This window comes from Roseburia zhanii (genome assembly GCF_014287635.1).
In the GTDB taxonomy this organism is placed as follows: domain Bacteria; phylum Bacillota; class Clostridia; order Lachnospirales; family Lachnospiraceae; genus Roseburia_B; species Roseburia_B zhanii.
The window spans coordinates 145,414-163,720 of sequence record NZ_JACOPH010000007.1; the positions used below are offsets into that span (position 1 = coordinate 145,414).

Genomic DNA, 18,307 nt, shown 5'->3' on the forward strand with positions numbered 1-18,307 from the left:
AAGACAGGGAAACAGGAAAAATAACAGAATGATATGGAGGAAAACAGATGCCTAGAAGAGCAAACACACAGACACAGCAGGAAGCAGTACAGGAAAATGCCGCAGTGCAGGCAAATACAGGGGCAGACATGCAGATGGAGGCTGCCATCACAAAAACACAGCCGGAAAAGGGTGTCCTTGCCCTTGCCGATGTAAAAATCGGGGATTTCATGACGATCCGAAATGTCAGAATCAAGGAAGATGACTACGGGCTGACGGTTGCCATGCCGAAAACAAAGGCAGGAGCAAATGAACAGTACAAGGATACGGTGTTCTTTGCCGACAGGGGAATCAAGGAAAGATTTGACCAGACGGTACAGAAAGCATATGAAACTTTTATGCACCAGCAGACGGATCTGGATGAGGAACCGGAGGAGGCAGAGGAGCTGGAACAGGAAGAAAGTGGCATGAACATGGGAATGTAGCATGATCAGGCTGGCTTTCTTTTTTTCTGCCCTGTCTTTGGCGGCGGTCATGGATATGAGGACAAGGACCATCCCGGACTGGCTGGTCGTTCTGGTGGCACTTACCAGCATGCTGCCACCGGGACAGCCCAATCTTTTGGGAGTTCTTGCAGGACTGCCGCTGCTCCTCGCAGGGATTACCATAGGAGGAATCGGCGGAGGGGATGTGAAACTCATGGGGGCATGCGGCCTGGTTCTTGGAGCGAGCCAAGCGCTTACGGGACTGTTTCTTGCATTGTGCCTGCTGGTGCTGTGGCATGCGGCAGGGAACATGGGCAGAAAAAAGAACAGAAAGAAACAAAAAGAGGAGAAGGAACAGGCATACCCGCTTGTTCCGTTTCTTTTTGCAGGAATGCTGATTGGTATCTGGATAGGAGGTTAAAGAATTGAAAAAGAAATTATTACTGGCAGGGATTGTGGCACTGCTTGCAGGAACTGTCATGGCAGCAAGAAAGAAAAAATATACGGAGACATCGAGATAGGAGGAGAAGAGAATCATGAAACTGTTAAAAAACCGTACTGTTCTTGGGGTACTCTGCATTGCAGTGTCCCTGCTCATCTGTTTTGCAGTGACACCGCTTGTCAATGCCGGACTGTCCCAAAAGACCACAATCGTGCGTTTTGTAAAGGACGTTAAGGCAGGCGAAGAGATCAAAAAAGGAATGCTGCAGGAAGTCGAGGTGGGAGGTTACAACCTGCCCGAAAATGTGTTAAGGAGCATCACGGAGGCGGAAGGAAAATATCTGACCGCGGATGTTTATGCAGGGGATTATATCGTAGCAGAAAAAGTAGCAGACGAGCCGGCTGCAGAAAATAAATACCTTTACAACTTAAACGGGGAGAAACAGGCAATCTCCATCACCATCAGTTCTTTTGCGGAAGGACTCTCCGGCAAATTAAAGAGCGGGGATATTGTGTCGGTCATCGCACCGGATTACCTGGGCAGTGGGGAGACAGTGATCCCGGCAGAATTAAAATATGTGGAGGTCATCGCAGTGACGGCAAAGTCCGGCTATGATGCTAATACACAGGAGCAGGAAGAGGAGAAGGAGCTTCCGTCCACCGTCACGGTGTTAGTCAGACCGGAGCAGAGCAGACTGCTGGCAAGGCTGGAAGCAGAGGGAGAAATCCATCTGTCACTGGTATACAGGGGAGACAGCCAGAAAGCTGCACAGTTCATTGAAGCACAGGATCTGGTGCTGGAGGAGCTTCTGGAAGAAACCACAGAGGAAGAAGAGGTATCTGTTGTAAAAAATGAGGTGCCGAGGACAGGAGGGGAAGCGGATGCAGTGACGGCAGAAGAAACCTCGGCAGACGAGAAAAATGATACGGATATGGAGGAATAGTGTTTGAATTTCATGAAAAATTCTTTGTTCCAGAGAAATTTGGAGCAGGAAAGGGAAGAAGAGATGCCGGAAGAGGGAGGCGTGCTTGCCGTGTGGGGCAGCCCTTCCTCCGGCAAGACGGTGGTGTCTGTGAAACTGGCAGAGCATCTGGCAAAGAAAAAGAGAAATGTCATTTTAATCCTTGCGGATATGGTCACTCCGCCGCTGCCTTACTTATGCGCACCGTCAGACATTGAACAGGAAAGGTCGTTGGGGAGCATTCTTGCCGCATCCCATGTGACGGAAAACCTCATCAAGAAGAACTGCATGTTCTACCGGAAGAATGATTATCTTTCCATGGTCGGGATGTTAAAGGGGGAGAATGTGTTCACCTATCCGCCCTATGAAAAAGAGCAGGCGGCAGAACTGCTCCAGCTTGCAGCACAGATCGCACCGTATGTCATCGTGGACTGCACCAGCAATATCGCATCGGATATCCTGTCGGCGGTCGCATTGATGGAGGCAGATACGGTGTTAAGGCTGGCAGGGTGTGACTTAAAATCCATCAGTTACTTATCCTCCCAGCTTCCACTGCTATCAGACCACAAATGGGATGCCGACAAGCAGTTGAAGGCCGTGTCCAATATCAGACAGCAGGAGGCAAGCAGCCACATGGAACAAATCCTTGGCAGTGTGTCGTTCCAGATTCCGCACAGCAGTGAGGTGGAAGCACAGTTTTTAGAAGGGGAACTGCTTGGGAAACTCGGCCTGAAGGAGAGCCGGGCATTCCGCAGGGAGATAGAGAAAATCAGCAGGGAGGTATTCGGGGTATGAAAAATAACCAGAATCTGTTCTTTTCCCCGGAGGAAAAGGGAAGGGCATTTTCGGATGTCTTAAAAGAGGTGCAGGAGTATATCTCCAGCAAATATTCCACGCTCATGGTGGAAGGCGGGAGCGAGGAAGTAAAACAGCAGGTCAAGCGGTACATTACAAAGTACATCTGTGACTACCGTATCACGGTAAAGGGAAAAACACAGGAACAGTTGATCGATGACCTTTACACGGAAATGGCAGAGTTTTCCTTCCTCACCAAGTACATTTTTGGAACAGGGATAGAGGAAATTGATATCAATTCCTGGCGGGATATCGAGATACAGTACAATGACGGCAGGTGTGAAAAGCTGGAGGAACACTTCGAGTCCCCGGAGCATGCGGTCAATGTCATAAGGCGCATGCTCCATGTGTCGGGCATGGTGTTGGACAATGCCTCCCCTGCGGTGTTAGGACATCTGAGCAAGAATATCCGAATCGCCGTGTTAAAGACGCCGCTCGTGGATGAAGATGTGGGGATTGCAGCATCCATCCGTATTGTCAATCCGCAGAGCCTGAAAAAGGAAAACTTTGTGGATGGCGGCACCGCAACGGGGGAAATGCTGGACTTTCTGGCAGAGTGTCTGCGTTATGGCATCAGCATCTGTGTCGCAGGAGCCACCAGTTCCGGTAAGACCACACTTGCAGGCTGGCTGCTTACCACCATACCGGATGGAAAGCGTATCTTTACCATCGAAAACGGCAGCCGTGAGCTGGCACTCGTAAGGGAAAAGGATGGAAAAGTGACCAACAGTGTCATCCATACGCTGACCAGATACAGCGAAAATGAAAAGCAGAACATTGATCAGGACATGCTCCTTGATATGGCACTGCGTTTTAACCCGGAGATCATCTGTGTCGGGGAGATGCGTAGTTCGGAGGCGTACACGGCACAGGAATCGGCAAGAACCGGACACACGGTGCTTACCACGATCCACAGCAACAGTTGTGAATCCACTTACAGCCGAATGAGGACACTGTGCAAGAGAAAATATGACATGGATGACGAGGTGTTGATGGACCTTGTAACGGAGGCATTCCCTATCGTGGTGTTCACCAAGCAGCTTGAGAACCGCAAGAGGAAACTCATGGAAATCATGGAGTGTGAGATCACGGCAGACGGAAAGCGGAAGTTCAACCCGCTGTACCGCTATGAGATCACCGAAAACCGGATGGAAGGGGACCGCTTTATCATTAACGGCACGCATAAGAAGGTGTGCGGAATTTCCGAGAGCCTCAAAAAGAGATTTTTGGAAAACGGCATGCCAAAAGATGTGCTGGAAAGAATTGAAAAAGGAGGGAAGAAAGTATGCTGACATTACAGGTCATTGCCTGCATCGGGATCATTACAGGAGCATTCCTGCTGTTCCAAATCCGGTTAAATGACTTTACGGGGAACATTTTCCACAGGCTTTTGGACGCACCGAAAGGAATCCGTGAGGAGATACTGGAGGAAACCAAGCGCAGGAAAAAATCCTATTTCCGCAGGGAGATCGAGGAAGTACAGGAAATTTTGAAAACAACGGACAGGGAGGAGCTGTTCCCGCTTTTATGCACTGCATCCCTTCTGCTGTTTGCCGCAGGAGCAGCCATTGCGGTCATGATCGGAAATGTTTTTCTGGTTCCGGTGCTGGCATGCGGATTTTTATTTCTGCCGTTCTGGTACATCAGGCTGACCGCATCCCATTTCAAAAAGGATGTGTCATCGGAACTGGAAACCGCACTGTCTATTATTACAACGGCGTATCTGCGCAGTGAGGACATTCTGACTTCGGTGGAGGAAAACCTTGAATATTTAAATCCGCCGGTCAAGACCGTGTTTGCAGATTTTGTGTCAAGAATCCGGATCATTGATCCAGACCTTGAGGCAGCCTTGGAGGAGCTTAAGGGAAAGATTGAAAATGATGTGTTCATGGAATGGGTGGATGCCTTAAAGTCCTGCCTGTATGACCGGTCATTAAAGACAACACTGACACCGATCGTGGCGAAACTGTCGGACATGCGCATCGTGAATGCAGAGCTGGAGTATCTGGTATTTGAACCCAGAAAGGAATTTATCACAATGGTGGTGTTGGCAGTGGGGAATATCCCGCTGTTATATTTTCTGAACCAGTCCTGGTACGATACGCTCATGCATACCATCCCCGGACAGATTATGCTGGCAGTTACCGGCGCAATTATTTTTGTTTCCACGGCATGCGTCATAAAACTGACAAAGCCGATTGAATACCGGACATAAGGGGGAGGGATAAATTGAAAATCGTACTGATAGTTGTATTCATCCTGACGGCATGCGGACTGTTCCTTCTGCTGTCGGGCATCTTAAAGCTGCCGACACTGCGGACCGGCAGGGCGATGATGCAGTCAGGGAAGAAAGAAAAGAAACTGCAGAAAACACTGGATGCGTTCTACATGGACGGAGCGGCATACTTAGGAAAATACATCGGGATGAATGCCTACAAAAAAAGCAGGATGCAGAATGTCCTAAATGCGGCAGGACTTAAGATGACACCGGAAACATATATGGCGTATGCCTATCTGAAGGCAGGGAGCATTTTTCTCCTGATCCTTCCGGCACTGCATGTATTTCCGCTGCTTGCCATCATGCTCGTGCTTTTAGGAGTCATGGTCTACTATAAGGAGACAAGAAAAGCAGAAGAGCTGGTAAGGGAAAAAAGAGAGCAGATCGAGGGAGAGCTGTACCGTTTTGTTTCCACCATCACACAGGAGCTGAAAAACAGCAGGGATGTACTTTCCATGCTGGAGCATTATAAGGAAAATGCCGGGGAGATGTTCCAGAAGGAACTGGACATTGTGTGTGCCGACATGCGCTCCAGCAGCTATGAGGCAGCACTCACCCGTTTCGAGGCAAGGCTCAATTCCCCGCAGCTCTCCGATGTGGTCCGCGGACTGATCGGTGTGTTAAGAGGAGATGACGGTGCAGTGTATTTCCAGATGCTCACACACGACTTCAAGCAGGCAGAACTGCAGAGGTTAAAGGCAAAGGCGGCAAAAATCCCGCCGAAAATCCGTGTCTTTTCTTTTGCCATGCTCTTATGTTTCCTTGCAACCTATTTTGCCATCATCGGCTATGAGATCGTAAAGTCCATGGGAACACTGTTCTGATAAAAGCGCAGGAAGGAGAAAGATTGAAAAATAAAATTTTTCAATCGCGAGATTTGTGTCTGCGCGCACTTGACACAAACTCGTTATGCGCAAAAAGCGTGCGCAGAAATGAGGCAAAAAATGAAACGGATTTATAAAATCATGAGGGACAAAAAGGGAGAGGGATATATCGATGCGGCAGTCGTTGTATTCTGTGTGATGTTTGTCATTGCCCTTGGCGTCAGGATATTCCCGGTTTTTATCACGAAGATACAGCTTGACAATTTTGCAGATGAGCTGGTGAGGGAGGCAGAGATCAGCGGCAGGGTTGGGAGTGAGACAACCGCAAGGCAGAGAACCTTGGAGGAAAAAACAGGGATACATCCAGCCGTAAGCTGGTCAGGGACCGGAAAAATCCAGTTGAATGAAGAGGTGACGGTAACACTGACGTTACAGAAAGACCTCGGACTTTTTGGAAAGTTAAGGTCGTTCCCGGTAACCATAAGGGCGAGGGCATCAGGAAAGAGTGAGGTGTATTGGAAATGAGAAAATGCTATCAGAGTTTCAAGAGACTTCTGACAGGGCAGGAGGGAAGCATGGCCCCGGCTGCTGTGGCGGCAGCGATAGCCATGCTCCTTATCATCCTTGGAGTTTCCGAATACATGCGCCTTGTCATCACGGCAGCCGGGATTAAGGATGCCATGGAATCTGCCGTGGTTTCAGTGGTAAATGACAACTACAATGAAGTTTACCATGGCGTCAGGGAAGGATATGCCGCAGGATATGAGCCGGACGATACGGGATTTGCGGCATCCGTGGACCATGGGGATATCTATGGCAGGATGTGTTTCCTGCTTGGACTGGAAGAGGATGGAAACAGTTATGTCCGCTATAATAACAGCGGTGAGCTGGAGTACAGGCTCAAAAATCTTTCCGTGGACATCCATAACACGGCACTGGCATCGCCGGGAGGCACTTATTATGCGGATGCAGAGGTCACGATGGAAGTGCCTGTGCGTTTCGCAGGAAAAATCTTGTCGAATATGTCGGTCAGATTGAAGGTGAGAGCAGCCTACCGGGAGAAATTTTAGTAACATGTTACAGATATCGTAAGACTTATTACATTTCCATAGACTTTCCAGACGTTCTATGGTAGCGTGTGAACTACGAAAATCAATCAAAAAAACATAAGGAGGGAATGCCATGAAAGATAAGACAAAAAAGTGGCTGGCAGTCGCAGGACTTCTAGCAGTATGTGCGGTGCTTGTGTTTGGAATCAGCAGGGTGCTCTACCATGAGCCGGACAGGGAGGCACAGGCCGTGGAGAGAGAATCGGAGGAGACAGAACTTTTTGTGGAGACAGAAACACCGGAACCTGTGCAGGCAGAAAGCACAGAAGCAGAGACGGAAGAGCCGCTTGTGATCGAGACGGAGACAGGGACTTCCGTAAATGACAGGGAGCAGGAAATTCAGGAAACCCCGAAGAAAACAGAAGAGGAAAAACCGAGTGAGCCGCCTGCACTGTCGGAGGGAACAGCCACGGACCAGCCGGATACACCGCCGTCCTACAAGGAGGTAAAACAGGAGGAACTGGCTCCGGCAGAGAACCAGACACCAAAGACAGGTGATATAAAAGACGGAATGATGTACGTGGAAGGATTTGGCTGGGTTCCATATGAAGGCGGTGGAGGAGAAGGAACCTACGCAGATGATATGTATGAAAATGGCAATAAGATCGGGATCATGGACTAAATAAACGGAACATAAGGAAAAGGCACAGCAGAAATGTTGTGCTTTTTTTGCGGGCAGATACGGGCAGTGTGCCATATCTGCCTGTCTGTGTTTAAAGGAGAAAAGATGAAATATATCAAACAGAAAATCCTGCTTTTTGTGCTGTTGTTTGCCATGGCGATGCCGGTATCGGTTTATGCAGCCGGGGAAGGGAACATCGACAATGGCGGTGGAGGTATGGGAGCAGGAACGGGAACTAATTTTTGGAGCAGCCACGATGAGGGTGTGCGTGTGACGGTAGTCAGAGCCAGTGATGGAAGTGTCGCATCCAAATCTATAGACCTCACAAACAAGCAGCCAAATAACATCGTGGTGCAGTTTGGAAAAGTATCTAAGACAGCATATAAAAACGGAACGGCTTTGATGGTAAAAACCAGTGCGTATGAATACATCAATCCTGCACAGTCCCTGCCACAGATCATCAGCACTTCAAGAGGCGGGGCAAACCTTACAGCCATCAAACAGTACTTTACGGACGAGCAGGTGATCAGAGCCATTGCAGGATATGTCGGCATGGATTTCCAGACGCTGACAAACGGAGAGTACAAGCTGTTATTAGAGCCAATCGCATATGTGACGTTTGAGGGAGTCCGAACTGCGTTTACCGCCACGGAAGCGGCAAAATACAACCAGTTAAGGGGCGGCATGTTACGAAAGAAAATGCCGTCCCTTTCCCATAAAAACTTGCCGCTTGCCATGTTCCTAGAAACATCGGATTTAGGGTATCCGGCGTGGAGCGGTTCTAAGACAGAGAAAGCAAATGATGAGGATATCATCCGCGCATTAGGACTTGGCATCGTGCGGTTTAATGAGGTGATCACACCGGAAGTCATCGAAGCGGACTATGAATACCGTGTGGATACGGATGTGATAACGGCGGTCACGGTCAGTGGGGGACAGAGCGATCCGGACAACTCTGTCACCGTGACATTTTCTATCCTGGGAAGAAGCTACAAGGTTGAAAATGTGTATTACCCGGAGGATGGACAGCAGCTCGTGTGGGTAAAATGGCATACCCCGTCCACAGAACAGCATATCACGATTAGCGTGACCGCCAGCGGAGGCAGTGCATCCGTGAGCCGGGGAACCATCACGGCGAACATTGTGGATATGGATGACAATCCACCGCCCAATCCTGTTGCAGATGACAGAAATGACAGCTACCGGAAAGAAAATGCAGTGATGCCTGTAAATCCAGAAAAGACACAGGCGGCATGGAGTGTCTGGAAAGCCAAGTGGAAGGAAAAATGGGTATGGCACAGTGACTGGAACTGGGAGTCAGAGGACCATTCGGCAAGCTGTGAGGCAGGATGTACACAGAGCCATGGACACTGGGAGGATGATGGCGAGTATGTGGATGAAGGCTGGTGGGAATTTGAAGAGAAACATTATTCGGCATCCCTGACTGCGGATATGCATCTGGTCACCGATGAAAAGGCACCGACAGCGGACGGCATGGTTACCAAAAGCGGGTATGGTGTGAATGTTTCCCTGAGTGCAAGGGCATCGAGCAGCCAGACATCCGCAACAACAGCACCGCAGACAGCAGTCAGTTATTTTCCAGAATTTTACTATGAAACCTACTGGCGGCTTTTAGAGAGAACCAGAAATGGATACAGTGCGGTCTTTGAATTTAAGAATAATGAGTATTCCACTTATTATCGGAGGACACATTTCACACCGGTCTGGATGCCAGACGGGGAGTACCGGGTATATACTTGTCTGCTTGACTGCTGGACACCGGATGGAATGCTTTCCATGAACCTGTCAGACGCTGTGCAGATATCGGGAAGCCTGTGGGATGACTGGCATATCGCACCACAGAATGTGGGGTAGGAAATGGGATATGAGAGAATCCAAAAGCCGGAAGGACTGCTCTACCATTACACTCGAAAAGAAAATCTGGAATCCATCTTAAGGGATGGAAGGATACGGAAATTTTGTGACCGGGAAACATGGTTCACAAAATCCCTTGCAGATACGCTGCGGCTTATGTCACTCACGGTGATGCAGGAGGGAGCAGCTTATTATGATGCGAGGGGCAGGCTGCAGCGTTACCCGGCATTTGTACCGGAGGATTATGTGGTTTTAGAACTTACCCCGCGCTACCAGAGCGGGGAATGGGTGATCTGGAATCAGGAACTTCCACCCAATGCACCGGAGTCCGTAAGGGAGCTTGCGGAAGAGTTCAGCCACTTAAAACTCGGATACCGTGGAGATTTAAAGTTCTGGGAGAATCCTGTCATTTATGAGATGACAGACCTTTTGGAAGAACCGGAACAGACCAGTGAAATGAAAATGCAGTAAAAAACAGAAAAAAGGAAAGGAAGATCAGATGAAGAAAAAGAAATGGATGATGATGGCAGTGATGGTGCTTGCACTTACGATGATGTTTGGAACTACGGTATATGCGTCAGGGAAAGGGGATGTGGCAGGCGCAATCGAGGGTACATGGCAGGATGCCTCCGCACAGATCAAGACAGTAGTCAATAAGGTGGTGTTCCCGGCAATCGACCTGATACTTGCCGTATTCTTCTTTGCAAAGCTGGGTACGGCATACTTCGATTACCGAAAACACGGGCAGTTTGAATGGGCGGCACCCGCAATCCTGTTTGCGTGTCTGGTATTCACGCTGACGGCGCCGACCTATATCTGGAAAATCCTTGGCATATAGGGGATGGTGAGAAAGAAGGTGTCAGATGTTTATATTTAATTTTGTTGCGGAAACCGTACTAGACCAGATCATCGACTGGCTGTATGGGAAGATCATTGGATTTCTCAATGATTTTTTTGCAATGATGAACAATATGGGAGTGGAATTGTTTGACCTGCCGTGGGTGAATGCAATTACCACTTTTTTTGGATGGCTTGGCTGGGCATTGTTTGTGGTAGGGCTGGTGGTCGGAGCTTTTGAATGTGCCATAGAGTATCAGGGAGGAAGGGGCAGTATCAAGGATATTGCCTTAAACTATGTCAAGGGATTTATGGCGGTCAGCCTGTTTTCCATTCTTCCGGTCAACTTATACTCCTTAAGTGTGTCGCTGCAGAGTTCCTTCGGATCGGCATTATCCGGCATTACAGATGCGGAAAGCATCGGGATGACTGCACAGCAGGTGCTTATGTCAGCCGCCATGCCGGGAGTGGGGAATCCGATCCTGCAGATATTCTGTGCTGTGATGATGGGGTATGCCGTGATAAAAGTGTTTTTCGGAAACCTGAAAAGAGGAGGCATTCTGCTCATACAGATCGCAGTTGGAAGCCTTTATATGTTTTCTGTTCCAAGAGGATATATTGACGGTTTTACCCAGTGGTGCAAGCAGGTCATTGGAATCTGTCTCACCGCTTTCCTGCAGTCCACCATGCTCACGGCAGGACTCATGATCTTCAAGGACCATCCTCTGCTTGGTCTGGGTGTCATGCTTTCCTCCACGGAGGTGCCGAGGATTGCCGGACAGTTCGGACTGGACACCAGCACAAAGGCAAACCTGATGAGCGGAGTTTATGCAGCGCAGACAGCCATCAACATTTCAAAAACGGTTGTCAAAGCAGTGGCAGCATAAGGCGGTGAAAGGATGGAGAAAAAGCTGGGGAGTCTGTTCGATGGGATCGGGGGATTTCCATTGGCAGCAAAAAGAAATGGCATACGGCCTGTGTGGGCGAGTGAGATAGAAAAGTTTCCCATGGCAGTTACCATGCACCGGTTCACGGAGATGAAACACATGGGAGACATTACAAAACTGCATGGGGAAAACCTCCCGGTTGTGGATGTGATAGCCGGGGGTTCGCCATGTCAGGACTTATCCATTGCCGGGAGACGCGCAGGACTTGCGGGGATGCGTTCCGGTCTCTTTTTAGAGCAGGTACGCATCATAAAAGAAATGCGCAGGCAGGAGGAAAGGAGGAAAAACAGCAGTGGAAGGAGAACAGATGTCCCTGTTCGACCTCGGTATATGGTCTGGGAAAATGTGCCGGGAGCCTTCTCAAGCGGAGAACCAAAAGGAGCAGATTTTAAGAGAGTCCTCGAAGAAGTCTGTGGTATATCGGAGGAGTCCGTATCTTTACCTGGACCGCCGGATGGGGCATGGACTCCTGCCGGGATTATTCTGGGACAGGAATTCTCTGTTGCTTGGAGGGTACTGGACGCTCAATTTTGGGGAGTCCCCCAGAGACGCCGAAGAATCTTCCTTATCGCAGATTTTGGAGGCCACAGTGCCGGAGAGATATTATTTGAGTCCGAAAGCGTGTGGAGGCATTATCAGGAGAGCAGGGAACAGAGGAAAAAAGCTGCCGTCGATCTTGGAGGCGGCACTTTTGATGCAGGCACAGGAGCCGACATAGTGTGTCTGATGGATCAGGGAGGACAGCGGATGGATGTGTACCGGAACCTTATCGGTACACTTCTGGCACACAGTTCAAGCACACCGCCCATTATCATGGCGAGCAGTCAGGCAAATGCAGAAATCGGGATCGGATACTGTCCGACCATTACAGCAGCGGCAGGGATGGCAGGCAATAACCAGCCGATCCTGTTTGACAATCACGGACCGGACACCCGCTACAGCGGACCGGTGAAAGTGGCACAGACCATTACTTCTGCACTGGGGACGGGAGGCAACAATACGCCGCTTGCTGTCCATGGAGAACCCTACTGCATCGCCGGAAATGTCATCAACCGTCAGGATAAAAACGGGGGAAACGGCTGCGGCTATCAGCAGGGAGTCAGTTATACGCTGACAACAGAGGACAGGCACTGTGTGGCATACACGGATGACCTGCAGAGAAAAAAGCGTGTGAGGAAACTCATACCGCTTGAGTGTGAAAGACTTATGGGATTCCCGGACCACTGGACGGACATTCCGGGAGCAAGTGACAGTGTCCGGTACCGGGCATTGGGAAACAGCGTGGCAGTGCCGTGTGTGGAATATATCCTCTGTGGCATTGCTTATTTTTTAGAAAGACAGGAGGGAGAACGGGATGTACATATACCCGGATAATCTGAAATCGAAAGCGAGCATGTGGCTGTGGGAGCTAAAAGACCTTGCAGTGACAGGAATCATCGTACTGATATCCGTGTTTGCATTTGCCTATGCAAAACTGTGGTTCCCGATGGTGATAGCAGGTGTATACGCATTTTTAACGATACAGGTGGAGGATACCACCATCTTAAAATTTATCCGCTATGCATGTGCGTATTTTTTGGTGGAACAGCAGCATTATGAATGGAGGTATACCGCAAATGAAACGGAAGAATGAACAGTCCACAAGGGAGCTGATGGGGACAAAAGAACTGTCGGATTACAGCATCCGCACCTACCGGAAGGACGAGCTGGTCTATTTTCTGATCCAGCCGAGCAACCTGTCCGTGTTGTCGGAGGAGAGCCTTTCCGCAAGAATCTATGGGCTCATGACGGTCTTAAAAGGCATCACGGAAATTGAGATGATGTGTTTAAATTCCCGTGAAAACTTTGAGGACAATAAAAGATATTTAAAGAACCGCGCGGAGGAAGAAACCAACCCGACTGTGCGGAAACTGCTGGAACTGGATGCAGGACACCTTGACCGGATGCAGGTGCAGATGGCAACGGCGAGGGAGTTTTTACTGATTATCCGGCTGAGAAACCAGAAGGAGAATGAGGTGTTCGCTTACTTAAACCGTATCGAAAAAATGCTGGTGGAACAGGGATTTACATCCAAAAGAGCGGATGAGGAGGACATGAAGAGGATACTGGCTGTTTACTTTGAACAGAATGTCACAACGGAAAAATTTGAAGAATTTGATGGAGAGAGGTGGATCATTTTAAATGAATAACAACAGAAAGAAAAAAACACAGACACAGACACCGGGGGAAGAGAGGCTTAAGAGTTTCCTTGATATGATCGCACCGTCCGTCATCCAGTTTTACACGGATCATTATATCTGCGGGAATACGTTCCGCAGTGTCTGGGCACTCAGGGAATATCCGACTGCAACGGATGAGCAGGCAATCCTGTGCCATCTTGGGGAAAAGGATGGCGTGACACTGCGTATCTATACCAGACAGGTCACACCGGCAGAGGAGAAAAAAATCATCAGCAATGCGGCAAACAAGAACCGCATGAAACAGGGAAATACAGAAAATTTACAGGAGACAGTCACGGCAGCGAGCAACCTGCAGGATGTGACCAACATCATTGCGACCATGCACCGCAACAGGGAGCCGTTGCTGCATACGGCTGTGTATCTGGAGTTATCCGCAGCGGACATGGATAAGTTGAAGCTGTTGCAGACCGAAGTGTTGACAGAACTCATCCGTTCCAAACTGAACGTGGATAAGCTGCTGCTGCGCCAGAAGCAGGGGTTCCTATGTGTGCATCCGGCTGGCAGGAATGTCTTTCTGGAACAGTTTGAACGTGCGCTTCCGGCTTCGAGTGTGGCGAACCTGTTCCCGTTCAACTACTCCGGCAAGACCGATAAGAACGGATTTTATATCGGGAGGGATAAGTTTGGAAGCAATGTCATTGTAGATTTCAACCAGAGAGCGGATGACAAGACCAATGCCAATATCCTCATCCTTGGAAACTCCGGGCAGGGAAAATCCTACCTGTTAAAACTGATACAGACCATCCTGCGTGAGTCCGGGATGAAAGTCATCTGCCTGGACCCGGAGCATGAATATGTTGACCTGACCGGAAATCTGGGAGGCTGTTTTGTGGATCTGATGAGCGGGGAGTATATCATCAATGTGTTAGAACCCAAAACATGGGATGAAAACGGCAGCCCGGAGGATACGGAGGCACCCTATGCGTTCCGCTGTTCCTCAAAATTAAGCCAGCATATCTCCTTCTTAAAAGACTTTTTCCGAAGCTATAAGAATTTTACGGACAGCCAGCTTGACACGATAGAAATCATGTTGGCGAAACTTTATGAGAAGTGGAACATAGGGGATGATACGGACTTTGGCAGGCTTACGCCAAAGGATTACCCGGTCCTGTCTGACCTTTACGATCTGATGGAAGAGGAATATAAGCATTACGATGCGAAGAAGAAACAACTGTATACCGCAGAGCTTCTGCAGGAAATCTGTCTTGGACTTCACTCCATGTGTAAGGGAGCGGAGTCCAAATTTTTTAACGGACATACGAATATCACAGACAGCAGTTTTCTGACTTTCGGTGTCAAGGGACTGCTTCAGGCGAGCAAAAATGTGAAGGATGCCATGCTGTTTAATGTGCTTTCCTACATGTCTAATGAACTTCTGACCAACGGGCATACGGCAGCCTGCATCGATGAGTTTTATCTGTTCCTTACCAACCTGACCGCCGTGGAATATATCCGCAACTTTATGAAACGTGTGCGTAAAAAGGACAGTGCCGTCATCCTTGCCAGCCAGAATCTGGAGGACTTCAATATCGATGGAATCCGGGAGTACACGAAACCGCTGTTTTCCATCCCAACCCATGTATTCCTGTTCAATGCGGGAAACATCGATTCCAGATTTTATATCGACACCCTGCAGCTTGAGCAGAGCGAATACAACCTGATCCGCTATCCGCAGAGGGGCGTGTGCCTTTATAAATGCGGCAATGAACGATACAACCTTATGGTACATGCACCGGAGTACAAGGAGAAACTGTTCGGAAGTGCCGGAGGACGGTAAGACAGGGATGAAGGAAGGAGGGATGCCAGACTATGGACATGAGGGAGCAGAAATTCGGCATTGAGATCGAGATGACAGGCATTACCAGACAGCGTGCTGCGGAGGTCATGGCAGCCTATTTTTCCTCTGCGGCCAGCTATGACGGCGGAAGCTATGAAGTGTACAGTGTCAGGGATGCGGCAGGCCGCAGATGGAAAGTCATGTATGATTCCAGCATTGAGGCGCAGAAAAAGGGCGGCGGTTATGCGGGGAGTGAGTACAAGGTAGAATTTGTTTCCCCTATCTGTGAATACGCGGATATCCCTGTCATACAGGAACTCATCCGGCAGCTCCGGCATGCAGGTGCAGTGGCAGGAAAGAATACAGGCATCCATGTGCATATCAATGCGGCACCCCATGATGCAAGGACACTGCGGAACATCACCAACATCATGTACAGCAAGGAAGATTTGATCTATAAGGCACTTCAGGTAGATGTAGAGAGGGAGCACCGCTACTGCCAGAAGGTGGAAGAGGACTTTTTGCAGGAACTGAACCGGAAGAAACCAAAGAGTCTGGAGGAAGTGAGCAGGATCTGGTACAAGGGGGGTGATGGAAGGCACAGGCATTACCATGAAAGCCGTTACCACTGCCTGAATCTGCACAGCGTGTTCCAGAAAGGTACGATTGAGTTCCGGCTGTTTAACTCAACCACCCATGCAGGAAAAATAAAGGCATATATCCAGCTCTGCCTTGCCATTTCTGCGCAGGCATTGAACCAGAAATGTGCCAGCCGCATCAAGACTGCCAGCACCAACGAAAAATATACATTCCGTACCTGGCTGTTAAGGCTGGGAATGATCGGGGATGAATTTAAGACGGCGCGGAAGTTTCTTCTGGAAAATCTGGAGGGCGGCATTGCATGGAAAGACCCGGAACAGGCAGTGCGGCAGAAGGAAAGACTGAGTGCGATGAAAGAAAAGAAAGAACTGGAAACCGGACATGCACAGCAGGCAGACAGCATGGAAGAAGAGGTGCCGGAGGATGCACAGGGAATGAACATGACCATGTAAAAACAAAACGCAGAGAAAGGAAACAAGAATATGAACATGACAGGAAGAAGATATATTGCATATGGCTCGAACTTAAACCGGGGGCAGATGGCACTGCGCTGCCCCGATGCAAAGGTGGTAGGAACCGGGGAAATCAAGGACTATGAGCTGTTGTTCCGTGGAAACAGAAACGGGGCGGTAGCCACGGTGGAGCCGAAAAAAGGGGAGAGTGTGCCGGTGTTGATCTGGGAGATCAGTCCGAGAGATGAGTTTAACCTGGACCGTTATGAGGGATATCCGAGACTGTATGGAAAAGAAATGCTGGAAGTGGAGATGGATGGAAAACGGGAGAAAATGATGGCATATACCATGACGGATGGGTATGCCATGGGAGTCCCTTCGGAACATTACCTTGCTACCATCCGCACCGGATATCAGGAGGCAGGATTTGATGAGGATGTTCTGATGGCAGGTGTTGAAAAGAGCAGGGAGCGCATGAAACAGGAGATGGAAGCAGAGAGAATGGAGGAAGCACCATGGAGCCAGCAACTGCCGCTCTGATCGCAAGGGCAGCCATAGCAGCCGGGACCAATAAAAAAGTGTGGACAGGGATTGCCTCTGTACTGGCAGCCCTGTGCCTTCCGGTCATCCTTGCCGTCATGTGCTACATCAGCATTGCCTCCGGCGGAACAGAACATAACCGGGCGGCAGTGCATCTGGCATTCGATGGAGGGGAAATGCCGGATGGAATGCCTGCAGATTATCAGGCTTATGTCCGCCAGATGCAGGAAAGTTTTGCAGAGCTGGATGCCATATTAGATGACATCGATGGCATGACAGAAGGGGAACTGTGCGACAGGTATCTGGTCAAATCCGTTTTTTATTCTCTGTATTTCGGCGCAGACCGGGTACGGCTTGAGACGGATGATTATAAAAAATTCGCAGACTGTTTTGTGGATTATGAGGAACGGATACAAAACATAGAGCAGGAGGACGGGACCGTCACGCTGGAAAAATATACCGTGGCAGTTGCCATTGGGGATAAGACAAAAATCTTCCAAAAACTTGCATCTGACTATGGAGTTACCGCAACTTATGAACAACAGTCCAATGCAGTCAATGTGTGGTATGTGGCAAAGTATGACACAGTGGCCCCGACAGAGGGGGATGAATTTTCCGACTGGGGCGGCTGGAACGTGGCAGGAGATATCCCTGTGTATGATCTGCCGGCCAACGGGAATGGAAGTGATATCGTACAGCTTGCATTATCAAGACTGGGGCATCCGTACTCGCAGGCACTCCGCGGAACCGGGAATTATGTCGACTGCAGTTACCTGACGCTGTGGTGCTACAGACAGATAGGAATCTCCCTGCCGGGAACGGCGGCAGAGCAGGGAAGATATATGGTGGAGCATAACCTGACGGTTGCAAAGGAATCACTGCAGCCGGGGGACCTTGTGTTCTGGAGCCACAAACCAAACGGAAGATACATGAACATCACGCATGTGGGCATCTATGCCGGAGACGGCATGGTCGTGGATGCGTCCTATTCCAAAGGGAAGGTGGTGTACCGTCCCCTGTTTGATAACGATAAGCAGGTACTGTATGGCAGGCCGCAGTAAATTTTTTGATGCCGCAGGCATCTGTTTTCCGCCAGAAAATGGAAATGAAGGAGGAGCGATATGGCAGAAAAAGAAATAAAAATCACATTTGCCGGGGAGAAACTGGAGGCATTAAGTTTCTTTCTGGCAGAGCAGGGAGGAAAAACCGTGGAGGAGCTGTTGAAGAGCCATCTCGATAAATCTTATGAGAAAAATGTTCCTGCACAGGTCAGAAAATTTGTGGAGAGCAGAATGGAAACTCCACAGGAGACAGCAAATCAGGAGGAGGAATCCCAGAGAACGGGAGGCACAAGACAGCAGAGAGCATCCGGCAGACGGAGCAGGGAGACACAGAATCAGGAAGAGCAGCCGAGAGAGCCGGTGCCGGAAACTGTGGAAGAGACAGCAGAAAATACGATGAGCATGGGAATGTGAGGCGGATCA

Annotated in this window: 22 protein-coding genes; all 22 read left to right on the top strand. The window is 49.4% G+C overall.

Going from position 1 to position 18,307, the window contains the following annotated elements; all coding sequences use genetic code 11:
* Positions 1 to 47: 47 nt before the first annotated feature.
* On the top strand, positions 48 to 464 hold the full coding sequence (locus H8S17_RS09800; RefSeq protein ID WP_118413063.1) for a septation protein SpoVG family protein: 417 nt from the start codon (positions 48 to 50) through the stop codon (positions 462 to 464).
* Between the two features lies 1 nt (position 465).
* The gene (locus tag H8S17_RS09805; protein WP_118413062.1) at positions 466 to 885 is read left to right on the top strand and encodes a prepilin peptidase; all 420 of its coding nucleotides are present in this window, start codon (positions 466 to 468) and stop codon (positions 883 to 885) included.
* A 115-nt stretch (positions 886 to 1,000) separates the two neighbouring features.
* A complete protein-coding gene (cpaB, locus tag H8S17_RS09810; protein ID WP_118413061.1) occupies positions 1,001 to 1,849 on the top strand; it encodes a Flp pilus assembly protein CpaB in 849 nt (282 codons plus the stop codon).
* Between the two features lie 12 nt (positions 1,850 to 1,861).
* Positions 1,862 to 2,662 carry a ParA family protein gene (locus tag H8S17_RS09815; protein WP_186867194.1) on the top strand — a complete coding sequence of 267 codons (801 nt, stop codon included), beginning with the start codon at positions 1,862 to 1,864 and terminating at the stop codon, positions 2,660 to 2,662.
* Positions 2,659 to 4,014: an ATPase, T2SS/T4P/T4SS family gene (locus tag H8S17_RS09820; protein WP_117485255.1), complete on the top strand. Its 1,356-nt coding sequence runs from the start codon at positions 2,659 to 2,661 to the stop codon at positions 4,012 to 4,014. The genes H8S17_RS09815 and H8S17_RS09820 overlap by 4 nt, the downstream gene beginning before the upstream one ends.
* Entirely contained in the window at positions 4,008 to 4,937 is a 930-nt protein-coding gene (locus H8S17_RS09825; RefSeq protein ID WP_186867178.1) for a type II secretion system F family protein, read from the top strand. The genes H8S17_RS09820 and H8S17_RS09825 overlap by 7 nt, the downstream gene beginning before the upstream one ends.
* Positions 4,938 to 4,957: 20 nt before the next feature.
* Positions 4,958 to 5,824, top strand: coding sequence for a secretion protein F (locus H8S17_RS09830; RefSeq protein WP_456300144.1), 867 nt, complete (start codon positions 4,958 to 4,960; stop codon positions 5,822 to 5,824).
* A 120-nt stretch (positions 5,825 to 5,944) separates the two neighbouring features.
* Positions 5,945 to 6,349, top strand: a complete 405-nt coding sequence (locus H8S17_RS09835) for a DUF4320 family protein (RefSeq protein WP_007884389.1) — start codon at positions 5,945 to 5,947, stop codon at positions 6,347 to 6,349.
* A 50-nt stretch (positions 6,350 to 6,399) separates the two neighbouring features.
* The gene (locus tag H8S17_RS09840; RefSeq protein ID WP_243238042.1) at positions 6,400 to 6,894 is read left to right on the top strand and encodes a hypothetical protein; all 495 of its coding nucleotides are present in this window, start codon (positions 6,400 to 6,402) and stop codon (positions 6,892 to 6,894) included.
* 112 nt (positions 6,895 to 7,006) lie between these two features.
* Entirely contained in the window at positions 7,007 to 7,555 is a 549-nt protein-coding gene (locus tag H8S17_RS09845) for a DUF6550 family protein (RefSeq protein WP_186867180.1), read from the top strand.
* Positions 7,556 to 7,660: 105 nt separating this feature from the next.
* Positions 7,661 to 9,430, top strand: coding sequence for a hypothetical protein (locus tag H8S17_RS09850; RefSeq protein ID WP_186867181.1), 1,770 nt, complete (start codon positions 7,661 to 7,663; stop codon positions 9,428 to 9,430).
* Between the two features lie 3 nt (positions 9,431 to 9,433).
* A complete protein-coding gene (locus H8S17_RS09855) occupies positions 9,434 to 9,901 on the top strand; it encodes a hypothetical protein (RefSeq protein WP_007884370.1) in 468 nt (155 codons plus the stop codon).
* Positions 9,902 to 9,929: 28 nt separating this feature from the next.
* Positions 9,930 to 10,268 (top strand): DUF3852 domain-containing protein, encoded by a 339-nt coding sequence (locus H8S17_RS09860; protein WP_006857287.1) that lies wholly within the window; start codon positions 9,930 to 9,932, stop codon positions 10,266 to 10,268.
* Positions 10,269 to 10,293: 25 nt separating this feature from the next.
* On the top strand, positions 10,294 to 11,154 hold the full coding sequence (locus tag H8S17_RS09865) for a conjugal transfer protein TrbL family protein (RefSeq protein ID WP_186867182.1): 861 nt from the start codon (positions 10,294 to 10,296) through the stop codon (positions 11,152 to 11,154).
* A 12-nt stretch (positions 11,155 to 11,166) separates the two neighbouring features.
* A complete protein-coding gene (locus tag H8S17_RS09870) occupies positions 11,167 to 12,588 on the top strand; it encodes a DNA cytosine methyltransferase (RefSeq protein ID WP_186867183.1) in 1,422 nt (473 codons plus the stop codon).
* Positions 12,569 to 12,847: a hypothetical protein gene (locus tag H8S17_RS09875; RefSeq protein ID WP_015519971.1), complete on the top strand. Its 279-nt coding sequence runs from the start codon at positions 12,569 to 12,571 to the stop codon at positions 12,845 to 12,847. The genes H8S17_RS09870 and H8S17_RS09875 overlap by 20 nt, the downstream gene beginning before the upstream one ends.
* A complete protein-coding gene (locus H8S17_RS09880) occupies positions 12,831 to 13,403 on the top strand; it encodes a hypothetical protein (RefSeq protein ID WP_015519970.1) in 573 nt (190 codons plus the stop codon). The genes H8S17_RS09875 and H8S17_RS09880 overlap by 17 nt, the downstream gene beginning before the upstream one ends.
* Positions 13,396 to 15,231, top strand: a complete 1,836-nt coding sequence (locus H8S17_RS09885) for a VirB4 family type IV secretion system protein (protein WP_186867184.1) — start codon at positions 13,396 to 13,398, stop codon at positions 15,229 to 15,231. The genes H8S17_RS09880 and H8S17_RS09885 overlap by 8 nt, the downstream gene beginning before the upstream one ends.
* Before the next feature lie 32 nt (positions 15,232 to 15,263).
* Complete coding sequence (locus H8S17_RS09890; RefSeq protein ID WP_186867185.1) at positions 15,264 to 16,283, top strand: amidoligase family protein; 1,020 nt, start codon at positions 15,264 to 15,266, stop codon at positions 16,281 to 16,283.
* 30 nt (positions 16,284 to 16,313) lie between these two features.
* Positions 16,314 to 16,823: a gamma-glutamylcyclotransferase family protein gene (locus H8S17_RS09895; protein WP_007884358.1), complete on the top strand. Its 510-nt coding sequence runs from the start codon at positions 16,314 to 16,316 to the stop codon at positions 16,821 to 16,823.
* Positions 16,799 to 17,884, top strand: coding sequence for a C40 family peptidase (locus H8S17_RS09900; RefSeq protein ID WP_015519967.1), 1,086 nt, complete (start codon positions 16,799 to 16,801; stop codon positions 17,882 to 17,884). The genes H8S17_RS09895 and H8S17_RS09900 overlap by 25 nt, the downstream gene beginning before the upstream one ends.
* Positions 17,885 to 17,944: 60 nt before the next feature.
* Entirely contained in the window at positions 17,945 to 18,298 is a 354-nt protein-coding gene (locus H8S17_RS09905; protein WP_055216309.1) for a DUF6103 family protein, read from the top strand.
* The last annotated feature ends 9 nt before the right edge of the window (positions 18,299 to 18,307 follow it).